Consider the following 25,661-nt stretch of genomic DNA (forward strand, 5'->3'; position numbering starts at 1 on the left):
GGCGGCGCGAATGATCCGGAACCGAACGGCCCCGGCATTTGAAATACCCCAAAACTCTGATTAGGCTGAACCGATGGAATCCAAGTATCGATCCATAAGGCCGCACACGATGACATCGAACCCAAGCCTCCAGACCCGTATGGAAACCCTGCTCTGGGGACAGGATCCACGCCAACTGCCGCGCTGGCAGGCCCAGGCCATCCGGCTCGGACGGCTCGTCCATGCCGTGGCGCGCGATCTGACTCAGGGAAACCTGACGCTCTATGCCATGAGCCTGGTCTACACCACCCTGCTCTCGCTGGTGCCGCTCCTGGCGGTCAGCTTCTCGGTGCTCAAGGGCTTCGGCGTGCACAACCAGATCGAGCCGCTGCTCTCCGGTGCACTCGAACCGCTCGGCGAATCGGGCGTGGAGATCACACAGCAGCTCATCGGCTTCGTCGACCGGATGCAGGTCGGGGTGCTCGGGGCGCTGGGCGTGGGGATGCTGTTCTATACCGTCGTCTCGCTGATCCAGAAGATCGAGCAGTCGTTCAACCATGTCTGGCGCGTCGACGAGGTCCGCCCGTTCGCCCAGCGCTTCACCCAGTATCTGAGCGTGCTGACCATCGGGCCGGTGCTGTTCTTCTCGGCGGTCGGCGTCTCGGCCTCGCTCGGCGGCAACCCGCTGATGCGCTCGGCGATGGACTACGAGCCGGTGAGCTGGTTGATGGAGCTGGTGCGGCTACTCGCGCCCTATCTGATGATCTCGGCCACCTTCGCCTTCATCTACCGCTTCGTGCCCAACACCCAGGTGCGGCTGGTCTCGGCGCTGATCGGCGGTCTGGTCGCGGGCCTGCTGTGGCAGTCGATCGGGGCGCTGTTCGCGCACTTCATGGCCGGCTCGACCCAGTACACCGCCATCTATTCGAGTCTGGCGATCCTGATCCTGCTGATGATCTGGATCTATCTCGGCTGGCTGATCCTGCTCGTCGGCAGCAGCATCGCCTTCTACCAGCAGCACCCGGAACTGCTCGACTCACCCGAGCGCGAGCCGGAGCCGAGTCCGCGCCGGCGCGAACGTCTGGCCCTGAGCATCGCGAGCGGTATCGCGCGCGCGCATCTGGCCGCCGAACCGCCGCTGGATCGCGAGACCCTGGCCAAGGCGGCGCGCCAGCCGGCACGCACCATCCAGGCGACCCTGGATCTGCTGGAACAGGCGGGCTATATCGTGCGCACCGCCGAGGCGCCGGCCGGCTATGTGCTGACGCGCCCGCCCGAGGACATCGCGGTGCTGGACATCCTGGAGCGGGTGCGTCAGTGGGGCGAGCATCGGGTGGTCGCGGCCGATCGAACGGTCGAGCCGGCGATCGCCGCGATCGAGTCCCGGATCGAGACGGCCCTGACCGAGAGCCTGAAGGATCTGAGCCTGCGCGATCTGGCGGCGGGTTGAGTCAGGCCAGATTGCCGATCAGAAAGAGCGCGGCAAAGATGGCGCACAGCGGCCCGGCCAGCCACAGCGAGACCTGACTGAGCCGGCGCCCGGTGGCGAAACGCAGGCCGACGATACCCAGGATCAGCCCCAGGACGCCGGTCGCCATGCCGGAGAAGAACAGCGCCTGGACGCAGTCGGTCTGACAGGTGCGTCCATCGTAGGGGCCGGAGAGCATGGCCGCCGCGCTCAGGGCGGTCAGTGTCCAGCCGGCCAGGGTCAGCAGGATCGCGGGCAGTGAAGCGACATTCATCATCCTCTCTCCTCTTTGTCGTCGGTCTTGGCCGTCGTTTGTACTTGTGATTGCGACTGGGATTGAGCGTGAGACTGGGGCTCCGACTCGGGCACCGGCGGGAACCAGGTGCGGGCGATCTCGCCATGCAGCTCGCCGATGCCGATCTGGAACTCGTCGAGGAAGGCATGGAGCTGACGCTGATCCAACCGCTCCGGCGCCACGCCCTCCAGGGTACGCTTGAGCCGTCCGGTGACGCGCAGCGTCGACTCGTTGCGCGGCAGCTTCTCCAGGCTCTTGCGCAGCGACTCCAGACAGTAGCCGACCGAGCGCGGAAAGGCCGGGTGCTGGAGCAGGAAGCGCAGCACCGGATCGCGCTGCACCCGTACCTGTTCACTGCGCCGATAGGCCTGATAGCCGGTGAGCGACTTGAGCACGCTGATCCACTGGATGGTCTCGAACGGACGCAGTTCCGTGGTCTCCTCGGGCAGCAGATTGGCCGAGCGCACGTCGATGAGGCGCGTGGTCATGTCGGCGCGCTCGATGAAGCGTCCGAGATGCAGGAAGTCGTAGCCCTGATCGTGCAGCATGGTTCCGGAGAGCATGCCGGCCATGGTCTGCACGCCCTGGATGAGCGACTTGAGATAGACATGGCGCCCGCCCTTGGTCAGTCCCTTGGACAGATCGTCGCGAGCATGGAGATAGAGTTCGTTGAGCAGCTCCCAAGACTCGCGCGGCACGAAGTCGCGGATGGTGCGGCAGTTCTCGCGCGCCGCGCCCAAAGCCGAGAGAATGGAGCCGGTATTGCGCTCGTCGCCGATCAGGAAGCGCACCACCTGGCGTTCGCCATAGTCCTTGTAATGCTCCTCGAACAGCGCGTTGGCGCCCGTGATGTCGATCAGCGGACGCCAGCCGGGCGCGATGCCGCGTGGCAGGTCGAGCAGGAGATTGGCATTGACGCTGACGATGCGCGCCGTGTTCTCCGCGCGCTCGACATAGCGCGACAGCCAGTAGATGTTTTCAGCGACACGCGACAGCATGGGTCCGACTCCCTCAGTCTTTGGTGCAATCCGGCAGGATCCAGGTGTCCTTGCTCCCGCCGCCCTGCGATGAGTTGACCACCAGCGACCCCTTGCGCATGGCCACCCGCGTCAGTCCGCCCATCGTGACCTGCTGACGATCCGCCGAGAGGATGAAGGGCCGCAGATCCACATGCCGGGGTTCGAGCTTGCGCCCGATGATGGTCGGCACCGTCGAGAGCTTGAGCGCCGGCTGGGCGATGTAGTTGCGCGGATCTTTCTTGATCAGCTCGGCGAAGCGCTCGCGCTCGGCCTTGGTCGAGGCCGGGCCGACCAGCATCCCGTAGCCGCCGGACTCGTTGGCCGGCTTGACCACCAGTTCCTCCATGTGTTCGAGCGTATAGGCCAGCGACTCGGGGTCCATACAGCGATAGGTCGGCACATTGGGGATGATGGGGTCGGCGTCGAGATAGTAGCGGATGATCTCGGGGACGAAGGCATAGACCACCTTGTCGTCGGCCACCCCGGCGCCCGGCGCATTGGCCAGCGCCACCTTGCCCGCCTTCCAGGCCCGCAGCAGACCGGGTACGCCAAGCGCCGAGTCGGGTCGGAAGGCTTCGGGATCGAGAAAGAGGTCGTCGACGCGCCGATAGATGACATCGACCCGCGCCGCGCCATCGACGGTGCGCATATAGACGCAATCGTCATCGTCGACGAACAGATCGCGGCCCTCGACCAGCTCGCAGCCCATCTGCTGGGCCAGATAGGCGTGCTCGAAATAGGCCGAGTTGTAGATCCCCGGCGTCAGGACCACGACCTCGGGATAGTCGGCCGGACGCGGTGAGAGCGCCGCCAGGGTGTCGAAGAGCTGGGAGGGATAGTCGTCGACCGGCAGCGGGGCATAATGCTCGAACAGCTCGGGGAAGACGCGCTTGGCCACCAGCCGGTTTTCGAGCATATAGGACACGCCCGAGGGCACGCGCAGATTGTCTTCCAGCACATAGAGGGTTCCGTCGCCGTCGCGCACCAGATCCGAACCGCAGATGTGCGCCCAGATCCCGAGCGGCGGGTCCACGCCGACGCACTGCGGACGGAAGTTGACCGACTTGGCCAGCACGTCCGCCGGAAAGACGCCGTCGGCGATGATGTGCTGATCGTGGTAGAGATCGTCGATGAACAGATTGAGCGCCTGGACGCGCTGGCGCAGACCCGCCTCGACCCGCGTCCATTCGGACTGCGGGATGATGCGCGGGATGATGTCGAACGGCCAGGTGCGGTCGATCGCTCCGCCCTCCTCCGAATAGACGGTGAAGGTGATACCCATCTCCTTGATGGCCACATCCGCCGCTTCCTGACGCGCAACCAGCTCGTCATGACCGAGATCCTCCAGATCCTGGAGCAGACCATCGACACAGTCGCGCCCCCGGCCGGGCGCCTCGACAAGCTCGTCGTAGAAGCCCTCGCAGGCATAGTCGTTCCAGTCGATGCTCATGAATCAGTCACTCCATAGGATTCCCAGGGCCGTTGCATCTGGCCGGTCAGGAAAGATTTCTTGGGATCGACCAAGGCACGCCCATTGATGGCGGTCCGTCCCAAGAGCATCCGAAACAGCATGGTCTCGCGATTGGTCAGGGTCAGTTCGATCGGCCATTCCCGGCCGGCCAGGGCGAGCCGGGTCTCGATCACATAGCGCTCCTCGCGATGCCCGCCCGAATCCGAGACCTGCCGCCGGTCGATCACGGGCGCCTCGCCGTGGATGACGAGATCGGCACGCTGCTGGAGCGGATGCACGCCGAAGCGTGCATACAGCCGTCCGTCACGCCTGAAGGTATCGACATAGAAGGCATGCAGGGTCGAGGTGCGCGCCCCTGTATCGACCTTGGCCTTGATCGCGGGCAGACCCAGCTCGGGCAGAGCCAGCCATTCGCGCCAGCCCAGGATCAAGTCTGACGAAGACGATTCCGAATCAGGCATCGACAGTGTTCCGCAGCGCTCGTCTCACATCGGTGCAAGCAGATAGTAAACCGCGCCCGCCGCCCCCAGTCCGAGCACGATCGCCAGCACGATGAGCGCATAGACCGGCCCCAGCGACGGGAGCCGCTGCTCCAGCGACTGAATGGACTGTTGCGCGGTCGCCAGCGCCGCGTCCACGGCCTCCTTGGATTCGCGCCGCGCCATGGCTACGGCTTTGCGTGCGATCTCGTCGGCGTCGGAGCGTTCCTGGGCTTCGCTCGCCGTTGTCTGTGTCAGGGCGTCGCCGATACGCTTGTCGACCCACTCCTGGAGCTGGACGCGCTCGGCTTGAATGGCGCGCTTGATGAGATCGGGCAGAGTCTCGGTGGCCAGGCGTGTCGAGATGGCCTGGAGATCGGCCATGGTCGGCTGGGGTGGCGCCGCTTGTCTGGCCGACTGCTCGGCGGTGTGACGCTCCTCGATCAGGCGCTTGGTTTCGCTGAGAATCACCTCGCTCAGATCGCGTCTGAGTTCGTCCACCATCGGCGAGATCAAGCGTGGCAGACGTTCTTCCAGACGCGATTCGAACAGCTTGACGACGGCGTCTTCCGACAAACCGGGCGGAACGGCGGGCGCTTGGGCGGGTGGCACCGCAGGCGGAGGGGCGGCGGGTTTTTCGGCGACAGGTGCGGGAGCTGGAGTCGGCGCTGGCGGACTGACGGCGGCGCTGAGTTCGGTTTGCAGACGGGCCATCATCTCCGGCAGCAGTTCGGGCGCGGCCGACTTGGGCAGGATGCCGAAGACACCCTTCTTCTGCGCCGTGGCGACGAACTCGGGTTCCTCGTGAGAGGTGCACATGATGACCGGAATGGCGGCCGTGCGCGGATCGTCGCGGATGACCTCCAGAGCCTCGAAACCATTGAGTCCCGGCATCATGTGATCCATGAGGATGGCATCGGGCAGCTCGCCCTTGAGCTTCTCGAAGGCCGCTTCGGCCGACTCGGCCATCTCGACCTCGGCGCCCTGTTTCTGGAGTTGCAGCCTGAGCGCATAACGCGCGGATTTGGAGTCGTCGACCAGGAGTATCTTCATTGGCCCATCATTCCCATGATCAGATGAACGGGTTGACGCGAACCCAGTTGACCGAGGACGGTTCCTCGCTGAGTCATAACCACGCCGAGCGCGCAATAGAATAAACAAACCATGCCTGATACCAGCCCCGACTTCCAGTCTTTCGCTTCAACCGAACAGGTCGCGGAGACGACGACCCGGCGCCTGCTCGCCGCTGCCGAGCGCGCCATCGCCGAGCGCGGACGCTTTCAGATCGTACTCGCCGGCGGACGTACACCGCTGGCGGTCTATCGGCGTCTCGTCGACCGGCCGGCGGACTGGTCGCGCTGGCATGTCTTCTTCGGCGACGAGCGCTGTCTGCCGGCGGACGATCCGGAGCGCAACAGTCTGGCCGCGCATGAGATTTGGCTCGACCGGGTACCGATCCCGCCGGACAACATCCACCCGATCCGCGCCGAGCTGGGGGCCGAGCAGGCCGCCGCGCGCTATGCCGAGCTGATCCGCGACCGGCTCCCCTTCGATATGGTGCTGCTGGGGCTCGGTGAAGATGGGCATACGGCCAGCCTCTTTCCAGGCCACGCCATCCCGGACGCGGCCCTGGTGATGCCTGTCCATGACGCGCCCAAGCCGCCGGCGGATCGCGTGTCCCTGACGCCTTTGGCCTTGGGGTCGAGTCGGGCCATTTTGATCCTGGTCACGGGTCGAGGCAAGCGCGAGGCGCTGGCACACTGGCGTGCCGGGGCGGATCTGCCGGTGTCCCGGATCGTCACGTCCGGTCGTCTGGAGGTCTTGATGGATGCCGAGGCGGCAGACGGCTGAAGGGCTACCGACGACCATGCGGACGAACACCGTCCTGAAAGCGCTTCAGGTGTGCGCGGCCTGCCCCGATTCGGCGTCCAGCACGGCGCGCCAGGCCGGATGCACGGCGATCAGATCGAGCGCTTGGGCCAGGAGCGTGCGCCCCGGCTCCACCTTGAACCAGGTCGAGGCGCCGGACGGATGCGGCAGCGGGATGACGTCGGCCTCCCAGCCCTCGGGTGAACGATAGGTCCACTGGCGGCCGATGACGTCGTTCAGGCGCGGCACCGGCATGAGCTGCGCGATGGCGAGCTTGCCGACCGGCAGCAGCAGACGCGGGCGCAACAGTTCCAGTTCGCCACGCCACCAGCGCTCACAGCGCGCGACCTCGTCGCGGTCCGGTACTCGGTCGCCGCCCTTGGGATTCTTGCCCGGAAAGCAGCGACAGACCGCGCTCATCAGGATGCGGGCGCGAAAGGCGGTCTCGTCGAGGCCGAGTGGGGCGAACCAGTTGAACAGCGTCTTGCCGGCGGTCCAGCAGAAGGGCTTGAGCTGCTCGATCTCGCGCGTGCCGGGCGCCTGCCCGATCAGCATCACGGGCGAGAGCACGGATTCGCTGTGGACCGCCGGGCCGTACATCTTGGGGCAGCGGCGGCAGGTCTCCAAGTCGGCGTGCAGGGCGAGCAGCGCCGCTTGGCGCGTGTCGCGTTCAATCTTCGTGTTCGGCAATCCGGTGGTCATCGGTATGATCGGGCGTCTCAGGTGAGATTTCGTTCGGGCGGCTCCCGCGTCTGGAGTGCGGGCGTTTGGGTCGCTATTTTGGGCGCTGCATGACGAAATCGCTATCGTGTTTCGTCGGTGGACCGGCCGGGGCGCTGGAGTCGGCTGGTCGGTTGCGCGAATATACGGGCGTTTCGATCCTTTGCCGGAGGTATCCCATGGAAGCACTGAAACTCAACACGATCGACGATCTGCTCCTGTGCCCGGAAGATCGGGTGGAACTGATCAACGGAGACATCGTGCGTCGGCCGATGGCGCGGTTTGCCCACGGTCGTGCGCAGAACCGCACGACGCTCGCGCTCGGGCCTTTCGACGAAGGCGATGGTTCCGGCGGCGGCTGGTGGTTCGCTAACGAGGTCAGCGTTGCCTATGAGGTGCACGAGTGCCCATCGCATGATCTGGCCGGCTGGCGTCGGGAGCGTCTGCCCCAGCTACCCAGCGGCGTCATCGATCTGCCGCCGGATTGGGTCTGCGAGATCGTCTCGCCCGGACATGAGAAAAAAGACACCCTGGTTCTGCCGCTACTGCTCAAGCGGCATCGCGTACCCGATTACTGGCTGATCTGGCCCGAGGAGCGACGGTTGACCGCCTACCGGCTCATCGACGGCGACTGGCGCGAGATCGCGATGCTCGAAGGGAGTGGACGTGCCCGCCTCCCGCCCTTCGAGGCCATCGAACTGGATCTGGAGGCCCTGCTCGGCACGAGCTGAGTGGTACGGGAGAGCCGGCGCAACAGACTCCGGCGTTCCCATCCGTCACCGAGGACAGCACGCATGTTGATTCGCGGCGAGATTTCGGCTTGTGTGCGTGCGATGTGTTACGGCCTCCTATGCGTCTGCACCCTGGCCCAGGCCGGCGAACCGGCGCAGGCGCTTGAAACCGTCAGCCTTCAGTTCAAGTGGAGCCATGCCTTTCAATTCGCCGGCTATTACGCGGCCCTGGAACAGGGCTACTACCGCGAGGCCGGCCTGGACGTGCGCCTGCTGGAAGCCGGTCCCGGTCTTGATCCGCTGGAATCCGTGCTGTCCGGTCAGGCGCAGTATGGCGTCGGCACCAGTAGCCTCTTGCTGGCGCGTGCCGCCGGACAGCCGGTCGTGGTGCTGGCGGTGGTGTTCCAGCATTCGCCGCTGGTGCTGGTGGCGCGTCAGGATCTCACCAGGCCGGGTACCCAGGGCATCCATGACCTCGTCGGCAAGCGGGTGATGATCGAGCCCCAGTCCGACGAACTGGTCGCCTATCTGAAGCAAGAAGGCATCAACCTCGACCGTCTCGTCCAAGTACCCCACAGCTTCGAGCCGAAGGATTTGATCGCCGGGCAGGTCGACGCGATGTCGGCCTACGTCACCAACGAGTTGTACTATCTGGAAGACGCCGGTATCGCCTACCAGACCTACACACCCCGCAGCGTCGGTATCGATTTCTACGGCGACAATCTGTTCACCACCGAGCAGGAATTGAAGAAACATCCGCAACGGGTGCGCGCCTTCCGCGAGGCCAGTCTGCGCGGCTGGCAGTATGCGATGGAGCATCCCGATGAGATCGCCGATCTCATTCTCGCCCGGCATTCCAAACAGCATCCGCGCGCGTTCTATCTGTTCGAGGCCGAGCGCATGGTGCCGCTGCTACGCACCGACCTGATCGAAGTCGGCTACATGAACCGGGGTCGCTGGCGTCATATCGCCGCGACCTATGCCGATCTGGGTCTGCTGCCGCGCGACTATGCGCTCGACGGTTTTCTGTACGAGCCGGACAGCCGGCCCGACCTGACCAATCTGTATATCGCCCTGGCCCTGCTGACGCTGGTGAGCGTCATCGCTGTCTATGTCTCGCGCATCAACCGCCGCCTTGGTCTGGCGCTCGACGAGAAGTCACGCAGCGAGGAACGCCATCGCATCATCTTCCAGACCACGGCCTCGGCGGGGGTCGTCTGGCGCGAGGGCTTCATCGTCACCGACTGGAACCGTCAAGCCGAGGCCCTGTTCGGCTGGACGCGCGAGGAGGTGCTCGGCCGAAGCTTCATCGACTTCATGGTACCGACATCCGACCGGGAACGCCTGACACCACGTCTCGGACGCCTGGTCCGTGAAAACGTCCTGCCCCACGGCATCAACGACAATCTGACCCGCGATGGGCGCGTCATCACCTGCGAGTGGTTCAACGCCTGGCTGCCCGAGCGGCCGGGGGAGCCGCGCGAGGTGGTGTCACTGGCCAACGACATCAGCGAGCGTCAGCGGCTGGAGAATGAGATCCGCCAGTTGGCCTTCTTCGATGCCCTCACCCGGCTGCCCAACCGGCGTCTGCTGCTCGACCGTCTCGGGCGCGTGCTGGCCGCGCTGCGGCGCGATGGCGGTCATGGCGCGCTGATGTTCCTCGATCTCGACAACTTCAAGCCGCTCAACGACAGCTATGGTCATGCGGTCGGCGATCTGTTGCTGGTCGAGGTGGCGCGGCGGCTCGGCGCGTGCGTGCGCGACATGGACACGGTCGCGCGTTTCGGCGGTGATGAGTTCGTCGTGCTGCTGGGAAATCTGGATGATGATCAGGGACTGGCACGCAATCAGGCGGAACGCCTCGCGCGCAAGATTCTCGACCGGGTTGGTGAACCCTACCGGCTGGCGCGTGCGCAGGTCGAGACGGCGATCGAACACCGCTGCACGGCCAGCCTCGGCGTGGCGGTGTTCAACGAGGCGGCGGACGAGGAAGACATCCTGCGGCGCGCCGATACGGCGATGTATGCGGCCAAGGGTGAAGGGCGCAACCGGATCGCGGTCGATACCGGCTCACCCGACGAGGCGTTGGAGCGCGAGGCGGCGAGCCATGTGGATCGCCGCGCGTCTCATGCCGGGTGAACTCGTCGCGCTCAGGACTGACTCTTCCCCCAGGTGTCGCGCAAGCCGACGGTGAGGTTGAACACCGGGCGCTCAGACGTCGAATCGGGATCGGCGACGAAATAGCCCTCGCGCTCGAACTGGAAGCGCTCGCCCGGCAGCACGCCGCGCAGATTCGGCTCCAGCATCGCGCCGATCAGCACCCGCCGCGACTCGGGGTTGAGATCGGCGCGATAGTCGCTCCCGCCCGCGCCCGGCATGGGCACGTTGAACAGCCGGTCATAGAGCCGGACTTCGGCTGCCACCGCGTGCTCGGCCGACACCCAGTGGATCACGCCCTTGACCTTGCGCCCTTCGGGATTCTTGCCCAGGGTGTCGAGATCAGCCCAGCACCGTAGCTCGACGAGCTCGCCGTCCGCATTCTTGACCACCTCATCACAGCGGATCACATAGGCCCCGCGCAACCGCACCTCGCCGCCCGGAATCAGCCGCTTGAAGCCCTTGGGCGGGGTCTCCTCGAAGTCGGCACGGTCGATATAGAGTTCGCGTGCGAAGGGCAGCGTGCGCGTGCCCAGCTCGGGATCCTTGGGATGATTGGCCAGCTCGATGCTCTCGGTCCGGTCTTCCGGATAGTTGGTGAGCACGACCTTGAGCGGATTGAGAACCGCCAGCCGACGCGGGGCATTGGCATCCAGATCCTCGCGGATGGCGTTCTCCAGCATCGCCATCTCGACGCGATTGTCGGACTTGGTGATGCCGATGCGCTCGCAGAAGACGCGGATCGCCGCTGGCGTATAGCCGCGCCGACGCAATCCGGCAAGCGTGGGCATACGCGGATCGTCCCAGCCGTCGACATGCGCCTCGCCGACCAGATCGGTCAGACGGCGCTTGCTCATCACGGTGTATTCGAGGTTGAGCCGGCTGAACTCGATCTGACGCGGGCGGCTCGGCACCGAGACATTGGCGATCACCCAGTCGTAGAGCGGGCGATGGTCCTCGAACTCCAGGGTGCAGAGCGAATGCGTGACCCCTTCGAGCGCATCCGAGATCGGGTGCGTGTAGTCGTAGGTCGGATACAGACACCAGGCGCTGCCGGTCTGATGATGCACCACGCCATGCTTGATGCGGTAGAGCACCGGATCACGCAGGTTGATGTTGGGCGAGGCCATGTCGATCCTGGCGCGCAGTGTGCGCGAGCCGTCGGGGAACTCACCGGCCCGCATCCGCGCGAACAGATCCAGGTTCTCGGCCACCGGACGCCCACGCCAGGGGCTGTCTCGGCCCGGCTCCGTGAGCGTGCCGCGATACTCGCGCATCTCTTCGGCCGACAGATCGCAGACATAGGCCAGCCCCTTCTCGATCAGCTCGACGGCGAAGCCATAGAGCCGCTCGAAGTAATCGGAGGCGAAATAGAGCCGGTCGTCCCAGTCGAAGCCGAGCCAGCGCACGTCTTTCTGGATCGCCTCGACGAACTCGAGGTTCTCCTTGTGCGGATTGGTGTCGTCGAAGCGCAGATTGCAGATCCCGCCCAGCGACTCGGCCAGACCGAAGTTGAGCACGATCGATTTGGCGTGCCCGATGTGCAGATAGCCGTTCGGCTCGGGCGGAAAACGGGTGACGATCCGGTCATGCTTGCCGGAGGCGAGATCCGCCTCGGCGATCTGGCGGATGAAATGGGTACGTGGCGACTCGGCGGCGTCGGTCATGGTGTCTCGGCGGGCTGGATGATAATGAGTGAAAACGATCGGCGCATTTTAAACCGCACGGCGAGGCGCGTCTTGATGGATCATGCCGGTTCGTCGGACACTCGTCCCCGACCCAGCCCATTCGACCACACTCCGGAGGACATCGCTCATGCTGATCCGCTTCGAGACCCCGGCCTACGCCACCATCACCATGTTCGGCGACGTGGCCGTCACCCTCATCAAGCTGATGGGACACAGTGGTGCGGTGCCGGGCGCACTGCTGGCCGAGGACATACCCGCCGCACTCGAACGCCTGAAGACCGCCGTCGCCGAGCACCCGGACGCCACCCTCGACCCGGCCACGCCGAACCCGCGCAAGGGCGACGCCCCCCCCCACGTCAGTCTCGCCCATCGCGCCCTGCCCCTGATCGAGCTGCTGACCGCCGCCGCGCGCGAGGGCGAGAACGTCATGTGGGAGTAGGCGCCGTGTTGCGTATCCGAACCGCTTGCGGCAGCATGACGGTTCCGATTTGCGAGCGTCGATCGACACACTATCGAGGAAGGTGCATGGACTCTCTGCCGCGCGAGGCGCCGAGATGAAGACACTGCCGAAGGGCGCGAACGCACCGCTGTCGAGTGCGGGCACGGTGCGCATCGAACTGTGCTGGCCGCCAAACCGGGATACGCTGGATGTCGTGTGCTTCGCCGTCGGTGCCGATGGGCGGATTCCAAACGACGACTGGTTCGTGTTCTACAACCAGCTCCAGGCGCCCGGCGGGGTCGTGGCGCTGTCGACACCCGCCGCCGGTCGCGCCGAGATTCGCGTGCAACCGGAACATCTGCCGGCCGGTGTCGATCGTCTCGTCATCGCCGCCGCCCTCTCGCACGGCGCGTTTCGCGATCTCATCGGCGCCCGGCTCACGACCACGCCTGCCACAGGTGAACCGCTCGCCTTCGAACTGACCGAGGCCGGAGACGAGCAGGCGCTCATCTTCGCCGAACTCTATCGCCACGGCGCGGGCTGGAAGCTGCGCGCCGTCGGCCAGGGCTTTCGCGGCGGACTCCAGCCGCTGGCCGAGCATTTCGGCGTGGCCGTCGCCGAGGAGGCGTCATCCGGGCCGCCACCGAGCGATCCGGCGCCACCGATGCCGATTCCGCTCGAATCCGCTCCGTCGCCAACGTCCGAACGACACCGGCGCGCGCGCCCCGGCTGGCTGACCTGGAGTCTGGCCCTGCTGATCCTGCTCGCCACCGCGACCGGCGCGATCTGGATGTTCGCGCCCGACTGGCTCGAACGACCGGGCGAGCTCTGGGCCGAGGCACGCGAACGTTTCAGCCCGGACCCGAGCACGGGCGTGACGCTCGATCCCCCTCAGCCGCCGCCCGCGACGGCAGAGCGCGACGACGGCCCAACGGCCTGGCGCCGCCTCCCGACCCTCTATCAGGCGCCGACCTGCCCCTGGGAGGATGCTCAGGTCTTCGAGCGTTATCACGCCCTCGGCGACAACTATGTCCGCATCCTGCAGCGGGTCGAGCGCAGCAACAAGCTCCTGGGCAAGTGGCGCAACGAACTGCGTCAACTGACCTCGGGGTGCGCCGCGCCCTTCATCGACGGCAATCGCCAGGAGGCCGAGCAACTGGGCCAGCTACCGATCGCCGCCTGGATGGACGAGTCGATCAAGCTCAACAACTGCGCCGGACTCCTGATCAAGCGTCTCGACAAGGAGTTGAACCAGGAGTCCAGGCCCATCATCCTCCAACGTCTGGTGCGCGAGGCCGACCGCGCGCGCAATCTCGAATCGGATCTGACCGACATCGCGCGCGACCTGGCCTATCTGCGCAACAAGACCGCGCGTCTGCTCGACGGCTTCCAGGAGAACATCGAAGCCTGCGGCCACTGAGCCTCGCCGACGCCGCGAGACCGACGACCAACCACGAGGACTCCAGATGCCCGATCGTTCCATTCCAACGCGCCTTCGACTCCGGCCCGGGCTGCTGCTGTGCGCCCTGCTCCTGAGCGCGCCGCTCTGGGCGCAGGAGGGCCAGTACAGCGCCCGCAATCCCAACCGCAGCAATCCGACCGTCATCCTCGAAGCCGAGATGTCCAACATCCGTGCCTCCAGCGCCCAGCTCGGCGCGCGCATCCAGACGGCGATGGAAAAGCTCGAAGAGGTCGCGCGCCTGACCTCGGAGCAGGAGAAGGAAGCCCAGGTCGACAGCCTGTTCTTCACCCTGCGCGACGAGGTCTACGGCGTGCTCAACAAGCTCGATCTCAACAGCGACTTCGCCGACGCGCTCAACCGCGCCAAGGAGGGCACCATCGTGCTCAAGAGCTGGTATGAGCGCCAGCCGCCCGACTATCCCAACCGCGAGCAGAGCATCGCCCAGCTCGAGCGCGCCATCCAGGAATACGACATCGTCGACGAGCGTCTGAACCAGAGCCGCACCCTGGCCCAGGAGAAGCTCTCGACCATCATGCGCCAGCACCGGGTAATCCTCCAGGAGATGAAGATCGGCAAGGTGCTGGAGGCCATCGCCGCCGCGCGTTCGGTGGTCGAGGGCCTGAACGACATCACCCAGGCCATGACGGTCGTCGAACAGAAGACCCAGCAGAGTCTGCAAGCCTCGGTCCCCATCGCCAATTGAGAGGAACTGCCCATGATGAAGAAGACATCCGCCCTGCTGCTCGCCGGACTCCTGACGCTCGGTAGCACCGCCGGTCTCGCCCAAACGGCCGATCAGCCCGACATGGGCCGGCTGTTCAACAAGGTCAACGCCGTGGCGGCGCAGCTCCAGGAGAATCTGAGCGGACTGGAGGCCAACATCCAGGCCAGCCGCGATTCCATCGAGAAGGGCGGCGAGGTGCTCGACGCCATGCTCGAATCGGTCAAGCGCGTCAACGCGAGCATGGACGAGGACAGCGAGATCTGGACCGAACTCGACGCCCTGCTCGAACTCTGGGAGCAGCGCCGTCAGGAGACGCTGACCAAGTCCGAGTCCAATCCGGCCTTCCTGCCGATCGCTCAGGCCTGGCAGAGCCGGCTCGACAAGGGGCGCGAGCTGCGCAACCAGATCAGCACCGAGCGCGCCAACTCGCTGGCGCTGATGCGCGCCATCGAGTCCGATCGCGACATCGTGCTTGCTTACTATGAGCTGGGTCAGGCCGACAAGGCGATCGAGAGTCTTCAGAAGGTCGGCGCCAATCTGACGAGCCTGAACGAAAACATGCAGGCCATCGTCAAGACCGCCAACGACGCGCAGCAGGTGCCGATCGCGCCATGAAGCCGACCGGCGTTCCCGGACCGCGTGTGCGGTCCCGGCTCCTGCTGTCCTGCCTGGGCCTGATGTTGGCCGCCGACTCAGGAGCCGTGCCGCCTGAGCCGGCGGCCTCGGTGTCGACAACGCCACCGGCCATCGACATCGGCTCGGACCGCGCGGCGCTCCAGGCCCGGCTCGACGACATCCAGCGTCTGCTGACCCGGCTCGATGACTTGGAGACCCAGCTCATCGCCCAGGCCGAGCAGGCGCTCGACCGCGCCGACGCCGCTCAGAACCACGACGAACGCGCGCGCCAGGAACGCCTCTATGGTGAGATCGGCGCCCGGATTGAGGAACTGCGGGCCACGCGGCGCGACATCGCGCATCAACTCCAGGTGCTCGAACAGACCCTGGATGATTCCGCCACGACCCAACCGGATCGGTAGATGTCTCCACCCGCTCAGCCATCGCTCGATCTCGATCAGGCCGTCGGGCTGTTCTCCGAGCGCCAGATCGCCCGGCCGCTGATCGTCGCCCTGCTCATCACGCTGGCGCTCTATCCGACCCTGATGCATTTTCTGGAGCCGGACGCCCTGCCCGACTGGATCGGGCGCTATCTGGGCAACGGCTACTGCCGTTTCATGCTGGCGCTGTTCGTGGCGAGCGCGCTCTATGCCGTCCTGCAATATCTGGGGCTCCAGAGTGAGCGCCGCGCCTTGATCGGGCGAGACACGCCGGACCAGGACGGTCGCCAGTCCGTCCGCCCTCGCCTCCAGGACTGGATCGACTTCCTCTCCGGACGCGAACAGGCCGACGCCGAGCGGGTTCCAACAGCGCTGCGACACTGGCATGGCCGGACCCACGCGCGTGAGGACTCGGTCCATCTGAGCGACTATGTACTCCTGGTGCGCGGACAGCAGCATCAGCACAACTTCGCCCCCATCGGTTTCGCCATCTGGGTGCTGCCCATGCTCGGATTCATCGGCACCGTGCTCGGCATCACCCAGGCCATCGGCGGACTGGCCGACAGCGTCGCGGTCACGGCCGTCGATGGGGGCGGACTCGGCGGGGTGCTCGGCGGACTCCAGTTCGCCTTCGACACCACCTTCGTCGGACTGGTACTGGTGATCCCGCTGATGCTGGCCCTGCTGGTGTTGCGCGCGCGGGCACAGACGCTCGACATGCTCTATTACCGGCGGCTGCTCGACCGGCTCTTTCCGGATGTCCCCGAGCGGGACGCCGTTGTTCCGAAAGCGGCCGACTGATGCGCCGGCGCCCATCGATGCCGCTGATGCCGGAGCCGAATCTGCTGCCCTTTCTCGATCTGGTGCTGGCCTTCGTCGGCATCCTGATCGTCGTCTTCGCCCTGCAAGCCCCCAACCGGCCCGAGACCGGGCGTCCGCTGGCGATCGACGATCTGATCGTCTGTCAGGCTGAGGGCGCGGTGACGCTCCATGCCGGACCCGAGGCCGAGCCGATCGTCTATCGCGAGACCGAACTCGATGCGCTGCTGGCACGACTCGCGGCTCAAAGTGATGGCGTCCGCAATCTGGTCTTCGCGCTCACCCAGGACTGTTTCGGCACCCGCCGCGCCTTCGAGGACGCCTTCAGCCGCTTCACCAGCCGGCTCGATCCGCGCGCCGAAACGCGCCGGGCGTTCCGGCTGAGCTTCCGGCCGCTGTCAACGGCGCCCGACGCGCTGCCCCGTCTGCTGACCGAGTGGCGCGGACATGGAGACTGACGGCGCGACCCCGAGCGCCTTTCTCGACATCGCCACCAATCTGCTGGCGATCCTGCTGATCGTGACGCTCTTCGCGCTGGCCGCGCCGCGTCAGCGCGATGAAGGGGCCAGCCAGCTCCCGGCCCGTCCGAGCGCCGGACCCCACTTCGTCGAGCCGCAGCGCGAACGCTTTCCGCCCTTTTCGCGCTTCTATTTCGTGCTCGCCGATCGGGTGGCGATCTGGGACCAGGAAGCCGTGGTCACGGCTCTCACCGCCGCGCCCGACACGCGCTCGGGCGCTACCTGGCAGGGGCGTTTCGTCTGGCGACCCGAGCCGCTGGTGACGCGCGACATCGATACCTTTCAGCTGGAGTTCCGGCTCGATCGCGAGGCGATCCTGAGCCGGTCGCCGCCCTGGAGCGCCGAGCAGACCGAGCGACTGGTCGATGAACTGGCCCAGGACGCGGCACGCGACCGGATCGCGCCCGTCTTCGTCGTCCATCCCGACGGTCTGGAGACCTTCGTGCCGATCTATGAACGGCTACAGACCCGTGGTCAGCGGTTTCGCTGGTTCACTCAGCGGCCGGACGAACCCGTGCTGATCGGCCGTCATGTCGCCCAGTTCACGCACTATGGCCTCTATTGGTAGTCCGCCACAGGCGCCGCGCCCAGTCCCACGGCTTGCGCCGCGTCTGGCCGCGCCGGCGCTGTTGGCGGTGCTGGTCGGTGTGCTCTGGGGACTGATGCAGGCTCCGGATCGATCCGCCGAGACGGGCGGACTGGGTGACTCGGCCGAGGCCCGTCAGGCCGTCGAGGCGTGGGAAACGCTGTGGTCGGAACTGGGCGAGCGCGGCGTCGCGGCCCTGAGTCCCACGGCGAGCGATTCCTCGCGCCGTTCGGCGGGTGACACGGTCTTCATGCGCTATCGCAATCTTTGGGGTCGGATCGACGACGAGGCGCGTCTGGCCTTCCAGCTCGCCGCGCTCAGTGGCGATCCCGCGCGCAAGCTGGCGTTGATCGAACCCTTGACGCAGGCCGAAGAGCCGTTGATCCGCTTCCGCGCCCATCTGGAACGCGCGCGTCTCCAGCGGCGTTTACAGGATTTCGAGTCGGCGCGGATCGCTGCACGCGCGGCGCTGGCGGTGCCGGAGCTGCCCGAACGGCTGCGCTCCGACGCCTGGTTCATCCTGGCCGACAGCGCCTGGGAGCAGGATCGGCTCGACGAGGCCGAGACGGCGTTGAATGCCGCCATCACGGATGACCCCGGATTCTGGGACGCCCGCCGCCTGAGGCTCGAAGTGCTGGCGCGCCGGCTGGCCGAGCCACGCCAACGCGCCGCCGTCTGTCTCGACCGCACGCGGCGCTTGATCCAGGATCTCGGCGCCCTGCCCGCCCTGGCCGAGGATCAGACCCAGTTCCGCGATCTCGCCGACCGCTTCGCGCGTCAGGGCGCACCGACCAATGTCGCCCTCGCCCTAGTCGCCGGCCTGGGCTATCACTGGTCGGGAGATCTGGAGCGCGCGCGCATCACGCTGGAGCACGCCGAGCAACGGCGCGGATCGCTGCCGAAGGCTTGCGAGCGTCTGATCCTGGAGCGGATCGCCGGATTGCCGGCATCGACCCCGGCGACGGAGCAGAAACCATGAGTACGGCGATCATGCTCTGCGGCTGGATACTGCTGCTCGGGACGGCCGGCTGGCGCCCCCGCTGTGCCGGGCCTTGGATACGCCGGTCGGCTCTGGGCCTGACCCTGGCGACGCTGTTCGTCTCGGATTTCTGGTGGACAGTGGCGCGAGCGCTCCAGGGCCATGAAACCCCTCCGCTGGCCGGTCCCGAATCGGCCTATCTCAGCATCTGGATACTGGTGTTGCTGCCGATCCTGAGCCGCCGGCTCGATCGCCGGGCGCTGGAGTCCCATCTGCTCGGCGGACTCACGGCGGCGGCCGCCTTCGGGCTGGCGCACGAGAGCGCGTCGCTGATCCTGACGCCCCTGCAGGAGTCCTGGCCGAACCTGGGACAGAGCGGCGAATCCATCCTCGTGGCCGGAGTCCACACGATCCTCGTGCTCGCCGGATCGAGCTTGCGAGTTCTCATGGATCCGGTTCGGGAGCCAGGGCGGTTTCACTGGGACTATCCGGTCTGGTACGTCGGCTTGATCGCCATGCATCGAGCGGCGGTTTAGATGTCGTCGTCCTATGATTATGGGATACTGGCCGTCTCTCAATCAGCTGACGAACGCAAGATGACGGATAACGCCCATCGCATCCCATTCTTGTATCCTGAGCCGCGTGGTGTTCGCCCCATCAGGCGAGACCGAAGGCCTCTTGTGTTCATCCTCGCCCCTTGAACTCTACAGACTCGATGGCTCCCCAGTTCCAGCCGCCAACGTGTTTCCAGGCTCCGGCATGGGGGCGTCACGCGCGCCCAACTGGATTCCGGATCGTTGCTCTAGTGTTCTGGGCGGCCCCGCTGAGCGTCCACGCCGATTGGTTCCGCACCGACGAGCAGCACGCCTACGATGTCTATCGCGCCGGTGATTATGCGAGCGCCGCCGAGTCGTTCAGCGATCCCTATCGGCGTGGCGTGGCGCTCTATCGCGAGGGCGACTATCGGCAGGCCGAGCATGCCTTCAGTCAGGCGCGGGGCGGCTCGTTCGATGAAGCGGCCCGGTACAATCTGGGCAACACCCGCTTCAAACTCGGCGACTATATCGGCGCCGCCGAAGCCTATGAATCTGTACTCGCCACCAATCCATCACACGAGGACGCCGCTTACAACCTGGCCCTGACCCGAGCCATGCTCGCGCGCCTGGAGCAGGAGCAGTTCCGCGAACAGACCGAGCAGAAGCCCGACGCTAAAAAAGCGGACGACTCGCGCAAAGACCGGAAGGAATCGCAACCGGATTCCAAGTCGTCCAGCGATCAGCGTCAGGACAGCCAGCAGCAGGAGTCCCAACAGCGCGAGCCCGCTTCTCAGCAAGCGCAGGACAAAGAGAAGCAAGCCTCCGAGCAACAGCAGGAATCGGAACAGAAGCAGGCGTCCGAGCAGCAACAGCAATCCAGCCAGGAACAACAGAGCGAGCAACAGCAGTCCGGTGGAGAGGGCCAGCCGCAGGAGTCTAGCGAATCCGTTTCCGAGTCCGAGCAACAGGAAGGCCAGAAGGGCACTGGCCAGCAAGGCGGGCAAGAATCGCAGACGGGCGAGTCCGGCGGTGAGTCGTCCGAGACCAGCGCCGGTCGCGAGCAGGACAGCACGCCGGGCGAAGGCGCTGACAGTCAGGAGCAGACCGGCGAGCAGAGTCAGGAGACGACAGGCACTGGAGACAAACGCGGTGAGGACAGCGACCAAGCGCGCGGCGATCGCGATGAGACACGCGACCAGCAGGCTGGCGAGCGTCCGGACGCGCAGCGGTCCGACCGCGATCAGACCGGACGCGACCGCGACGCGACCGAACAGGACGCACGCGGCGCCGAGCGCGAGATCCGCCCCGAGGGCGAGCGCGATGCCGATTCAGCCGAAGTCGAGCGGCGCGAAGACGGATCGGGCGCCGAGGGCGAGGAACGCGGCAAGCGCGAGTCCGAGCAGACCGAGCCCGGCACGGACGAAGCCGGCGGCGGCAAAGAACAGCGTGAGGATCAGGCGGGCGGTCGGCAGGACGATACGACCACGCCCGGCCGCTCGGATCAGGAACCCAGCGCCGACGAGCACGAACGCGGCAGCGAGGCCGGCCGACGTGAACGCCGTGACGAGCGCGCCGGCGGCGGCGAGGACGAACCGCCCAAGTCCAGCCGCTCGGGCGGTCGCGCCGAACGCGCCGACATGCGCCCCCCGGATTCGCTCGACGCCAGCCAGACCGAAGCCGTCGACCAGTTCGACCAGCTCGGACTCCAGCCCGGCAGCGAGCGCCAGTCCGAAACGCGCGAGGGCCAGATGCCCGCGCTCGACGGACTCGGACTCATGGGCGGTCCCGGCATGGCGGTCATGGAGCAACGGCTCAGACAGATCCAGGGCGATCCCAGCCTGTTGATGCGTAATCAGTTCCGAATCGAGGAGATGCGCCAGATGCCTGGAACGACCGGCCAGTGGCGGGAGACGCGCCCATGGTGATCCCAAGCGAATCGTCCAGGCGAACGGCGGTTGCGGCCCTGATCGTCGCGAGCAGCCCTATCGGTGCTCAGCCCTACTATGGTCAACCCTATCAGGGTGCGCCGGGACAGCCGTATTACGCTCCGCCCTATTACGGACAGCCTTACTACGGCCAGCCGCCGCAACCGACACAGATCCAACCACAGCCCCAGACCTGGCCGACGCCCGTTCAGCCGCAACCGGCTCAGACTCAGCCCTGGGCGGTTCAGCCTGCACCACACCAGTCGGCGCAACCGCCGCTATCGTCTCAGCCCGCTGCATCTCAATACCGCCCCATTGCGCCGAGCCATGCCCAGGGCGTACCGCCGCGCTATCAGCCACCGTCACCCGCACCTGCTCCTGCTCAGGGGCAAAGGCCGGCTCTGGCTCCCCAGGGCTATCCCGGCTATGCACCCAACTGGCAACCTGGCTACGCTTCCGGCTATCCCTCGGGTTACGCCCCCAGTTCGATTCAACCGACCGCCGCCCGCGCCCCGACGCTCGAATGGTCGCTGGAATTCGCCGATCCCTATCTGCAACAACCGACCATCCTCAAGCTTGATGTCGTCAGCCGTGACAACCTGAGCAGCGTCAACCTGGAACTGCCGAGCACCAGCGACGTGCTGATGAAGACCCTCAAGGGTCCAAGCACCGAGACCCGTTCCAGTCAGGGTCAACAGGAGATCGTCAACCGCTTCGTGCTCACGGTGGTTCCGTTGCGCACGGGCGATCTGGAACTGCCGCCGATCAAGGTCACGGGCGCCCTGGCCGGACTGGGCCTCGGCCAGCGCTACGAGGCGAGCACCGAGCGCCCCATCCACCTTCAGGTGCGCCCGCCCATGACCTCGGTGCGCCCCTGGCTGCCGCTCAAGTCGCTGACGCTCAAGTCCAGTCTCGATCGCGAAGGCGCGCTGGAGCCGGGACAGCCCGTGACTCTGGCGCTGGAAATCACGGCCGTCGGCGGCACCGCCGTCCAACTCCCGAGCCTGGAGAATCAGTTGACCGGCCCGGATCTGCGGGTCTATCGCGAACAGACGCTCACCACGACCGAGCTGTCCCCAGATGGACGCCAACTGCTCGCCAACCGCACCGAGTACTACACCCTGGTCCCGCAGAGCGGCGGCCGCGTCACACTGCCCGAGATGAGCCTCGCTTGGTGGAACGTCGATCTCGGCGTGCGCGAGGTCGCGCGGCTGCCGCTCAAGACGCTCGACGTGCGCGGAGGCGGCCCCTTCGGCTTCTCGGCGGCGACCCTGGCGGCCTCGCCCTGGGCCAGACTCTGGATTCCGATCACAGGCGTACTGCTGCTGATCGGCGGCTATTGGGTGGGCGTCTTCTATCGCGGACGGGTGCTGGATCTCGGGCGCGATCTGCTGCGGTTGACCGGGCGTGGTCTGAGTACCGGCTATCGACTGACGGCGACCTGGATCGGACCGCGTCTGCATCCGCTGGCGCCCTCGGCTCTGCTCGAACGGGGGCGCGAGACACTGTGGCGGGTGCTGCCGGCCAGTCGGCATGTCATCGCTCGGGTGCGCCATGCCAATCGCGCCGACCGGCCAGACGACTGGTATCCGCGCTTTGCATCGGCGCCGCGCGGCGGGTCTGTGCTCAGGGGCGAAAGCAACCAACCGGCGGTCATCGCCCACATCCGCGCGCATCGACCGAGCGTCGATCCGGCGGAACTCGCGCGGCTCTTGAGTCGACTGGATGCGGCCATCTATGGCGGCGTGCCGCTCGACTTCCCGCGCTGGAAGCACGAGTTTCTGCGTCAGGTGCGTCGTGGGTCAGGGGTCGGGCGGCGTATTGGTGCGTCCGGGCGCATCCGCTGGGCCGGCTTGCCGGCGTTGAATCCACGTCCTGCCTGAGCGTCTCGTGGATCGACCGTATTCCTTGCCGCCGAGTTCTGTGCCTGACCCGGCGACTTCGAGCCTTGAGAACGATCGAGAACCAACCGCTGCACAGCCTCTCGACCCGACGGTAGACACGCCTGATCCAGCCTCGGTCGCCACTGAGCCGGCGAGAGACACCCTGCACCGACGACCGTCGCCCACAGCGACCGGACTCAGACGTCTCGGGCGATCACTCTGGCGCTGGAGCCGACGTCTGGTGACGTTCTGCGTCCTGACGAGCCTGGTGCTGGTGCTTGGCCTGCGCTGGATCGATCCGCCGGCCTCGGCCTTCATGCTGCGCCATGCGCTCAATGTGTGGCGCCTGGATCAGACCCCGCCCTACTATCAGCATGACTGGATCGACTGGGAGCACATCCCGGCCAGCATCAAGCTCGCGGCCATCGCCGGTGAGGATCAGCGCTTTCCGCGTCACCTCGGGTTCGACCTGATCGAGATTCGGCACGCCATCCGCGCCTATCGCGAGGGCGGACGACTGCGCGGGGCCAGCACCATCAGCCAGCAGACGGCCAAAAACCTCTTTCTCTGGCCCGGCTCGGGCTGGGAGCGCAAGCTGGTCGAGAGCTGGTTCACGCTCCTGATCGAGATCCTGTGGCCGAAGGAGCGCATCCTCGAGGTCTATCTCAACATCGCCCAGTTCAGCCCCGGCACCTATGGCATCGAGGCCAGCAGCCGGCGCTATTTCGGACACTCTGCCGGCGAGCTGACGCACCGACAGGCCGCGCTCCTGATCGGCGTGCTGCCCGCGCCCGGCGCCTATCGGCTCGACCGTCCATCCGAACGGCTCCAGCGCCGCGCCGAGTGGATCCTGGATCAGAGCCGGCGGCTCGGCGGCGAATCCTATCTGCGCCGGCTCTAGCGTTCGGTCAGGGTCGCGGATGACGCCGCTGGAGCTTCGTCACTCGCAATAACGTTCGACCAGCGCCTCGTGATGGGCGAGTTTGCTGTCGTTGTAGTCCTTCTCGTCGCGAGTGCGATAGCCGCCCTTGGTCTTCTGGCGCCACTTGGCGACCTCGCCCCGATGGCGGGCGCATTTGGCCGAGTCGAAGTCGGTGTTGCGATCCGGCTTGGCGGCGGCCTTGAGCGCCCTGGCCCGTACCTCGGCCTCGCGCCGCGCCTGGAGATGCGCGCGCTCGCGGGCCTCGCGCTCGGTGCGCAGACGCTCGGCCTGGGCCGCAACCGAATAGTCCGCGCCGGACGAGGCGCTCTCGCGCCCGTTCGGTCCCCGGATGTCGACCTGGAGCCGGTCGCCCTCGGCCTGCGCGGCACAGGCGGTTTGCTGATAGCTGAGGCTCCCGTCGGGCTGGCGGCATTTGTAGAGTTCGGCCCAGGCCGGACCAGCCGTCAGCGCGAGCAGGACGCCGATGAGCCGTGATGGAGGCACCGGGCGGGTCGAGGTCGCCGTCATGATCTATCTCCTTTATGTGTCCAAGCCATGACCGCCTGACCCAGAACATAAGGCCAAGCGGCTTCGGAAGACGTCGAGATAGACCCTATATCAAAAACGAAAAGTGCTCAATCGTGGATCATCGACGCGGCACACTCAGCAACAGTCGCGCCGCTTGGCGACCGCCTCGGCCAGCTCGTGCAGCATGGGTTCGGTGTCGTCCCAGCCGACGCAGGCATCGGTGATGCTCTGGCCGAAGATGAGGTCGTCGCAGGCCGAGGGATTCTGGTTGCCGGCGACCAGATGGCTCTCGATCATCACGCCGATGAGGCGCCGGTCACCGCGCGCGATCTGGCCGGAGACGTCCTGACAGATACGGATCTGCTTCTCGGGGCGCTTGCCGCTGTTGGCGTGGCTGAAGTCGATCATGATCTTCGGCGTCAGTCCCGAGGCCGAGATCTGTTCGGCGGCGATGTTGACGCTCTCGGTGTCGTAGTTCGGCCGTTGACCGCCGCGCAGGATGATGTGAGTGTCCACGTTGCCGGTGGTGCTGAAGATGGCCGACTGCCCTTCCTTGGTCACGGACATGAACACATGCGGACGCGCGGCGGCATGGATGGCATCGATGGCGACCTTCACGTCGCCATTGGTCGCGTTCTTGAACCCGATCGGACAGGACAGCCCCGAGGCCAGCTCGCGATGGCCCTGGCTCTCAGTGGTCCGCGCGCCGATCGCGCCCCAGCTCACCTGATCGGCGATGTACTGCGGGCTGATGAGATCCAGGAACTCGGTCCCGGCCGGCATCCCCATGTCGTTGAGATCGAGCAGCAGTTTGCGCGCGATGCCCAGCCCCTTGTTGATCTCGAAGCTGCCGTCGAGATTGGGATCGTTGATCAGTCCCTTCCAGCCGACGGTGGTGCGCGGTTTCTCGAAATAGACGCGCATGACGATCAGCAGCTGCTCGGCGAGCGCCTCGCGCAGCGGCTTGAGACGCCCGGCGTATTCGAGCGCGGCCTCGGGATCGTGGACCGAGCAGGGGCCGACCACCACCAGCAGCCGCTCGTCACGGCCGTGCAGGATGCGCTGGATCGCGTGGCGGGTGTCGTAGACGGTGTTGGCGGCGGTCTCGGAGAGCGGATATTCCTCGTGCAGTTCGCGCGGCGAACGCACGGGGGTCGTTTCACGGATACGGAGGTCGTCGGTACGGTGCATGGTTGGATGGCGTGAGAAGTCGCAAAGCGGTGCAGTATAAACCGGCCTGGGCGCCCACGCGCGAACCGGGTCATCCTGGAGGATGCTGAACGAGACGTTGGGCGGAGCGTCGCTGGCTCCTACTGGAATCTGGGTAGGATCCGGCGAAGAACAGTGCCTGTGATGGAGCGAACACGTCGACACAGCCAACGATGCGGTCGGTTGTCCAACTGTGTCGC

Annotated in this window: 26 protein-coding genes; 17 read left to right on the plus strand and 9 right to left on the minus strand. The window is 66.1% G+C overall.

Annotated elements, in window-relative coordinates:
* The first annotated feature begins 109 nt into the window (after positions 1 to 109).
* Entirely contained in the window at positions 110 to 1,429 is a 1,320-nt protein-coding gene (locus HW932_RS05905) for a YhjD/YihY/BrkB family envelope integrity protein (protein WP_176975560.1), read from the plus strand.
* Between the two features lies 1 nt (position 1,430).
* On the opposite strand, the gene HW932_RS05910 is transcribed toward HW932_RS05905, so the two are convergent.
* Genes HW932_RS05910 through HW932_RS05930 form a run of 5 tightly spaced genes read right to left on the minus strand, consistent with a single transcriptional unit; the run spans position 1,431 to position 5,764 of the window.
* Positions 1,431 to 1,721: a hypothetical protein gene (locus HW932_RS05910; RefSeq protein WP_176975561.1), complete on the minus strand. Its 291-nt coding sequence runs from the start codon at positions 1,719 to 1,721 to the stop codon at positions 1,431 to 1,433.
* On the minus strand, positions 1,721 to 2,740 hold the full coding sequence (locus HW932_RS05915) for an alpha-E domain-containing protein (protein WP_176975562.1): 1,020 nt from the start codon (positions 2,738 to 2,740) through the stop codon (positions 1,721 to 1,723). Before HW932_RS05915 ends, HW932_RS05910 begins: the two co-directional genes overlap by 1 nt.
* A gap of 13 nt (positions 2,741 to 2,753) precedes the next feature.
* Positions 2,754 to 4,211, minus strand: coding sequence for a circularly permuted type 2 ATP-grasp protein (locus HW932_RS05920; RefSeq protein ID WP_176975563.1), 1,458 nt, complete (start codon positions 4,209 to 4,211; stop codon positions 2,754 to 2,756).
* Positions 4,208 to 4,693 (minus strand): ATP-dependent zinc protease family protein, encoded by a 486-nt coding sequence (locus HW932_RS05925; RefSeq protein WP_176975564.1) that lies wholly within the window; start codon positions 4,691 to 4,693, stop codon positions 4,208 to 4,210. Before HW932_RS05925 ends, HW932_RS05920 begins: the two co-directional genes overlap by 4 nt.
* 24 nt (positions 4,694 to 4,717) lie before the next feature.
* Positions 4,718 to 5,764, minus strand: a complete 1,047-nt coding sequence (locus HW932_RS05930) for a response regulator (protein WP_176975565.1) — start codon at positions 5,762 to 5,764, stop codon at positions 4,718 to 4,720.
* A 111-nt stretch (positions 5,765 to 5,875) separates the two neighbouring features.
* On the opposite strand from HW932_RS05930, the gene pgl reads away from it, so the two are divergent.
* Positions 5,876 to 6,562: a 6-phosphogluconolactonase gene (gene pgl / locus HW932_RS05935; protein ID WP_176975566.1), complete on the plus strand. Its 687-nt coding sequence runs from the start codon at positions 5,876 to 5,878 to the stop codon at positions 6,560 to 6,562.
* A 45-nt stretch (positions 6,563 to 6,607) separates the two neighbouring features.
* Here the strand turns inward: pgl and HW932_RS05940 are convergent, their stop codons facing one another.
* Positions 6,608 to 7,282, minus strand: coding sequence for a uracil-DNA glycosylase family protein (locus HW932_RS05940; RefSeq protein ID WP_176975567.1), 675 nt, complete (start codon positions 7,280 to 7,282; stop codon positions 6,608 to 6,610).
* A 197-nt stretch (positions 7,283 to 7,479) separates the two neighbouring features.
* On the opposite strand from HW932_RS05940, the gene HW932_RS05945 reads away from it, so the two are divergent.
* Both HW932_RS05945 and HW932_RS05950 read left to right on the plus strand, forming a co-directional pair.
* Positions 7,480 to 8,031, plus strand: a complete 552-nt coding sequence (locus HW932_RS05945) for a Uma2 family endonuclease (RefSeq protein WP_176975568.1) — start codon at positions 7,480 to 7,482, stop codon at positions 8,029 to 8,031.
* Between the two features lie 102 nt (positions 8,032 to 8,133).
* Entirely contained in the window at positions 8,134 to 10,170 is a 2,037-nt protein-coding gene (locus HW932_RS05950) for an ABC transporter substrate-binding protein (RefSeq protein ID WP_176975569.1), read from the plus strand.
* An 11-nt stretch (positions 10,171 to 10,181) separates the two neighbouring features.
* Here HW932_RS05950 and HW932_RS05955 read toward each other — a convergent pair whose 3' ends face one another.
* On the minus strand, positions 10,182 to 11,855 hold the full coding sequence (locus HW932_RS05955; protein ID WP_176975570.1) for a glutamine--tRNA ligase/YqeY domain fusion protein: 1,674 nt from the start codon (positions 11,853 to 11,855) through the stop codon (positions 10,182 to 10,184).
* 148 nt (positions 11,856 to 12,003) lie between these two features.
* Between HW932_RS05955 and HW932_RS05960 the strand changes: the two genes are divergently transcribed.
* The 13 genes from HW932_RS05960 to mtgA all read left to right on the plus strand — a co-directional run bounded on the left by HW932_RS05960 (position 12,004) and on the right by mtgA (position 23,703).
* Complete coding sequence (locus HW932_RS05960) at positions 12,004 to 12,315, plus strand: DUF1840 domain-containing protein (protein ID WP_176975571.1); 312 nt, start codon at positions 12,004 to 12,006, stop codon at positions 12,313 to 12,315.
* A 115-nt stretch (positions 12,316 to 12,430) separates the two neighbouring features.
* Positions 12,431 to 13,735, plus strand: coding sequence for a TerD family protein (locus tag HW932_RS05965; RefSeq protein WP_176975572.1), 1,305 nt, complete (start codon positions 12,431 to 12,433; stop codon positions 13,733 to 13,735).
* 46 nt (positions 13,736 to 13,781) lie between these two features.
* A complete protein-coding gene (locus tag HW932_RS05970) occupies positions 13,782 to 14,480 on the plus strand; it encodes a hypothetical protein (protein WP_176975573.1) in 699 nt (232 codons plus the stop codon).
* A 15-nt stretch (positions 14,481 to 14,495) separates the two neighbouring features.
* Positions 14,496 to 15,116 (plus strand): hypothetical protein, encoded by a 621-nt coding sequence (locus HW932_RS05975; RefSeq protein ID WP_246296676.1) that lies wholly within the window; start codon positions 14,496 to 14,498, stop codon positions 15,114 to 15,116.
* Complete coding sequence (locus tag HW932_RS05980) at positions 15,113 to 15,538, plus strand: hypothetical protein (RefSeq protein ID WP_176975575.1); 426 nt, start codon at positions 15,113 to 15,115, stop codon at positions 15,536 to 15,538. The genes HW932_RS05975 and HW932_RS05980 overlap by 4 nt, the downstream gene beginning before the upstream one ends.
* Positions 15,539 to 16,357 carry a MotA/TolQ/ExbB proton channel family protein gene (locus HW932_RS05985; RefSeq protein ID WP_176975576.1) on the plus strand — a complete coding sequence of 273 codons (819 nt, stop codon included), beginning with the start codon at positions 15,539 to 15,541 and terminating at the stop codon, positions 16,355 to 16,357.
* A 26-nt stretch (positions 16,358 to 16,383) separates the two neighbouring features.
* On the plus strand, positions 16,384 to 16,833 hold the full coding sequence (locus HW932_RS05990; protein ID WP_246296677.1) for a hypothetical protein: 450 nt from the start codon (positions 16,384 to 16,386) through the stop codon (positions 16,831 to 16,833).
* Positions 16,823 to 17,461 carry a hypothetical protein gene (locus tag HW932_RS05995; RefSeq protein WP_176975578.1) on the plus strand — a complete coding sequence of 213 codons (639 nt, stop codon included), beginning with the start codon at positions 16,823 to 16,825 and terminating at the stop codon, positions 17,459 to 17,461. The genes HW932_RS05990 and HW932_RS05995 overlap by 11 nt, the downstream gene beginning before the upstream one ends.
* The gene (locus tag HW932_RS06000) at positions 17,424 to 18,458 is read left to right on the plus strand and encodes a tetratricopeptide repeat protein (RefSeq protein WP_246296678.1); all 1,035 of its coding nucleotides are present in this window, start codon (positions 17,424 to 17,426) and stop codon (positions 18,456 to 18,458) included. Before HW932_RS05995 ends, HW932_RS06000 begins: the two co-directional genes overlap by 38 nt.
* Entirely contained in the window at positions 18,455 to 18,994 is a 540-nt protein-coding gene (locus tag HW932_RS06005) for a hypothetical protein (protein ID WP_176975579.1), read from the plus strand. The genes HW932_RS06000 and HW932_RS06005 overlap by 4 nt, the downstream gene beginning before the upstream one ends.
* Before the next feature lie 269 nt (positions 18,995 to 19,263).
* Positions 19,264 to 20,919, plus strand: a complete 1,656-nt coding sequence (locus tag HW932_RS06010) for a tetratricopeptide repeat protein (RefSeq protein ID WP_176975580.1) — start codon at positions 19,264 to 19,266, stop codon at positions 20,917 to 20,919.
* Positions 20,913 to 22,802, plus strand: a complete 1,890-nt coding sequence (locus HW932_RS06015; protein ID WP_176975581.1) for a BatD family protein — start codon at positions 20,913 to 20,915, stop codon at positions 22,800 to 22,802. Before HW932_RS06010 ends, HW932_RS06015 begins: the two co-directional genes overlap by 7 nt.
* 241 nt (positions 22,803 to 23,043) lie before the next feature.
* Positions 23,044 to 23,703, plus strand: coding sequence for a monofunctional biosynthetic peptidoglycan transglycosylase (mtgA, locus tag HW932_RS06020; RefSeq protein WP_343046964.1), 660 nt, complete (start codon positions 23,044 to 23,046; stop codon positions 23,701 to 23,703).
* A gap of 39 nt (positions 23,704 to 23,742) precedes the next feature.
* Here the strand turns inward: mtgA and HW932_RS06025 are convergent, their stop codons facing one another.
* Together HW932_RS06025 and HW932_RS06030 are read right to left on the minus strand one after the other, a co-directional pair.
* Entirely contained in the window at positions 23,743 to 24,252 is a 510-nt protein-coding gene (locus HW932_RS06025; RefSeq protein ID WP_176975582.1) for a DUF4124 domain-containing protein, read from the minus strand.
* A 135-nt stretch (positions 24,253 to 24,387) separates the two neighbouring features.
* Positions 24,388 to 25,443, minus strand: coding sequence for a 3-deoxy-7-phosphoheptulonate synthase (locus HW932_RS06030; RefSeq protein WP_176975583.1), 1,056 nt, complete (start codon positions 25,441 to 25,443; stop codon positions 24,388 to 24,390).
* Between the last annotated feature and the right edge of the window lie 218 nt (positions 25,444 to 25,661).

This window comes from Allochromatium humboldtianum (genome assembly GCF_013385175.1).
Taxonomy (GTDB): domain Bacteria; phylum Pseudomonadota; class Gammaproteobacteria; order Chromatiales; family Chromatiaceae; genus Thermochromatium; species Thermochromatium humboldtianum.